Origin of the sequence: Spongiactinospora gelatinilytica, from assembly GCF_003236385.1 — a bacterium.
Taxonomy (GTDB): domain Bacteria; phylum Actinomycetota; class Actinomycetes; order Streptosporangiales; family Streptosporangiaceae; genus Spongiactinospora; species Spongiactinospora gelatinilytica.
In genome coordinates this window covers 1-3,781 of sequence record NZ_POUA01000540.1, presented here as the reverse complement: position 1 = coordinate 3,781, position 3,781 = coordinate 1, and the positions used below count along the sequence as shown (strand labels likewise).

Sequence of the window (3,781 nt, the reverse complement as noted above, 5' to 3'; positions counted from 1 at the left end):
CAGCCGTACGGGCCGGGGTGATGGCGGCGGCGGCCCTGATCCCGATCTTCATCTATGGCGGCTGGTTCTACGCGAGCCACCAGCGGGCCGGGCTGGTCGGGGCGAACGGCGTGTTCCTCTACGCCCGCACGATGTCGTTCGCGGACTGCTCGGTGATGCGCCCGCCGCCGGACCTGGCGCAGCTCTGCGACCCGCTGCCGCCGTCCATGCGCCCGCCGTCCCAGGAGTACATCTGGTCCGTCGACTCCCCGCTCGTGCGACGGCCCGGCATCACGTTCTCGGCCGCCAACGACTCGCTGGCCGGGCGGTTCGCGCTGCTGGCGATCAGGAGCCAGCCGCTTGCGTACGTCGGATCGGTGCTGTCGGAGCTGACCCGGACGTTCGCGTGGGACCGGCCGGTCTATCCGGACGCCGAGGTGTACGCGTACTACGAGTTCCCGGAGCGGCCCCCGCCGCCGCCCGGCCGCTATCCCGCGCGGGTCGGGGCCGAGGCCGCCAAGGTCTACGAGGAGGGCGAGATCGGCACGCGGATCGTCGAGCCGTTCGCCGGGGTGCTGCGGGCCTACCAGGACGTCGTCCATCTGCCGGGGATCGGGCTGCTCGCGGTGCTGCTGATCCCGCCGGGCGCGGTCCTGGTCAGGCTCGTACGGCGGGCCCGGCGGCTCGGCACGGTCAGGGGCGCGATCTCCGGCTTCCCGCCGCGTTCGTGGAAACGCGCGGTATGGACCCTTCCATGGACGGTCGCGTGGGTGCTTTTGGTCACCCCTGCGGCGGTGGCGGAGTTCGACTACCGGTACGTGCTGCCCGCCGTACCATTGGCCACGCTGGCGGCGGTGATCTGCGTACGCCGGGAGGACACGCAGGCAGACACCCTATCGCAGTAGTTGTCCCCAAACATTCCACGAAATGTCCGAATCTGAGTATGCTGAGCAACCAGATCACCACGGCGTAGCCGGAAATGGTCATGGACCGATTCGCTCGATCATGGCCTCCGGCACCGGATGATTGACCTACCCTTTTTCGCGACGAGCAGGTGAACCCGGGGTGCTCGCGGCTGCGAGCCTCGCACGACCAGGGAAGGGGACCTTGAGCGAGCGAGCGATCAGGCGGCCCGTCACGCGGCCGCCGAAGGCGCCGGCGAAGGAGGCCCCGTGACCGAGCATCGGGTCGATCCTCAGGAACCGGGGGGCCGCCGCGCCGCGCGCCGCGCCGCCCGGGGTATGCCCGCGGGCGAGCCGCCGGACGACCCGGCGGGCTACCAGCGCCGCCGCCACGCGGGCCAGGCGGACCCGCCGGACCCCGATCGCACCGCTCCCCGCCGCCGCAGAGACGAAGGGCCACTCGCCTTCGACCGCCGCGCGGGCCAGGACCACGGACACGGGCGCGGGGGCCCCGGCCGGTCCGGATACCCCGACCCGGACGCCTACCCCGACCAGGGGCGCGCCGGTCGTGCCGGATTCACCGACCCTGGCACGGAGCATGACGCGTACGCCGAGCGGGGCCGTACCGCGGCACCCGGCCCGCGGCGCGGCAGGTCCGCCTACGCCGATCCCGGCCCCGAGCAGACCGGCTATGAGCAGGCCGCCTACGCTGAGCAGGGAGCCAGGCGTTCCCGCCGGGCCGCGCCCGCCGACCAGGCAGAACACCCCGAACGCGACCGTGGGCGCACCGGCCACCCGGAGCAGGCGCACGACAGGGCCGCGCGGGGCGAGCCGCCGAACGACGACGACGGGGACACCGGCCGCCGGCGCAAGGACGGCGACGGCGGCGGGGGCAAGATGCGCCTGCTGGCCTGGGGCAGCATCGCCCTGACCGGCCTGCTGGTGGCCGGCACGCTCACCGGCTACACGCTCTACCGGTCGCTGTCCGACGGCATCGAGACCGAAGACGTCAACACCGCGCTCGGCGACAAGCGCCCGCCCAACAGCACGGGCGCGCTCAACGTCCTGCTCGTCGGTTCCGACACCCGCGAAGGCGACAACCTCAAGTACGGCAAGTACATGCTCAACGCGGGCAAGCGCACCGACACCATGATCCTCATGCACATCTCCCCCGACCGGGACAAGGCCACCCTGATCAGCTTCCCGCGCGACTCGGTGGTGCAGATCCCGTCCTGCCCTGGGCCCAACAGCTCGGCGCTCCCGCCCAGGGTCGAGATGATCAACGCCGCCTACAACGAGGGCGGCATCACCTGCACGATCAGGACTCTCGAATCGCTGACCGGCGTCCGCATCGACCACTTCGTCGAGATCGACTTCACCGGCTTCAAGAACATCGTCGACGCCCTCGGCGGCATCCGGGTGTGCCTGAAGCAACCGGTCAACGACCGCAAGGCGAAGCTGGAGCTGAAGGCCGGCTGGCACAACCTGAAGGGCGAGGCGGCCCTCGGCTACGTACGGCTGCGCGGCTACGGCGACGGCAGCGACATTCAGCGGATCAAGCGCCAGCAGGTCTTCCTGTCCCAGGTGGTCAAGAAGGCCACCAGCAGCGACCTGATCACCGACCCCGGCCAGTTGTGGGCCTTCATCAAGGCCGCGACGGAGTCCGTCAAGATGAACCCCGAGCTGGCCAACAACCCGGACACGCTGGTCCAGATCGCGCAGAGCGCCCGGAAGCTCACGTCGAACGGCGTGCAGTTCATCACCGTGCCCTGGGGGCCGCACCCCGACGACGACAACCGCGTCATCTGGAAGCAGCCCGCCGCCAACCAACTGTTCGCCGCCATCAAGAGCGACATCGAGGTCAAGCCGTCGCCCAAGCCCACCCCCACATCCGGCGAGAAGAGCACCGCCCCCGCCAAGCCGGTGATCAAGCCGGCGCAGATCAAGGTCCAGGTGCTGAACGGCACCACGGTGCAGGGCAGGGCCAAGGAGGTCGCCGACGCGCTGGCCGCCCAGGGCTTCAAGGTCGTCGAGGTCGGCAACGCCAGGACGAGCGGCGTGGACGTGCCCAAGACCCAGGTCCTGTACGGCAAGAAGGCCGCGAACGGCGCCGACTACGCCTCGCCGATCGCCGCCAAGCTGCTCTCCAAGGTCTCGCCGCAGGCCGGGAAGATCAAGCCGGTACAGGTGGAGCCGTACACCCCGGCGGCCGCGACCCCCGGATCCGGTTCCACGGCGACCGCCTCCCCGGCCACGGGCGCGGGCGCCGGTGACGGCGGGGCGCCGGTCGTACAGCTCATCGTGGGCGCCGACTGGGAGGGTGTGAAGGCCCCCATCAAGATTCCGGATGACCTGAAGGGCAGCGTCGTCAACGCCAAGACCGACCCGTGCCAGTGAACCCAGGGGGTCTCCGGTCCGCGTGATCGGGCGGATTCGTAACGATTCCCTGGGTTCCCGTAGGGGATTCGGCGGCAACCGCTACATATGATCAAGGAGCCCGTTAGGGTGGTCGGGTCGGTGAGGCGAGCACCGATGTCCTCGCCCAACGCCTTGACGGCGTGCCCGACTGCTCACTGACTCCGACAGATAGCAGAGCTTTTCCCTGTGAGTGACACCCGATCCACCTTCCAGGTCCCGGGCTTGCGGAGCCACGACGCGGAGGGCGCCCGCTCCGGCGGTTCCCCTGATCAACGCGATCGTCATGTGCCACGCCACGAGGAGTCCGGCTCGGACGGAGGACCCGGGCACGGTCACGAGCCGCCTTATCGGGCCCCCGAAACCGGCGCCGCCCACGGTGCGCAGACCGTACGGGAGGCTGCGGGCACACCGGCGCCGCGCCGCCCGCTCGACGGCGAACCCGCCCGTCGCAGCCCCTACCCGCCCGCCGCCGGGACCAGCGA

The 3,781-nt window shown here is 70.8% G+C and carries 2 protein-coding genes and 1 pseudogene; all 3 read left to right on the top strand.

Annotation, left to right across the window (positions count from 1 at the left end; all coding sequences use genetic code 11):
- Positions 1-884, top strand: a pseudogene (locus C1I98_RS42170) (hypothetical protein); the annotation flags it as partial.
- 267 nt (positions 885-1,151) lie between these two features.
- On the top strand, positions 1,152-3,278 hold the full coding sequence (locus tag C1I98_RS36510) for an LCP family protein (protein ID WP_233508491.1): 2,127 nt from the start codon (positions 1,152-1,154) through the stop codon (positions 3,276-3,278).
- Positions 3,279-3,584: 306 nt separating this feature from the next.
- Positions 3,585-3,781 (top strand): hypothetical protein (locus C1I98_RS44700; protein ID WP_233508490.1); only part of this gene is annotated, 197 nt, incomplete at its 3' end.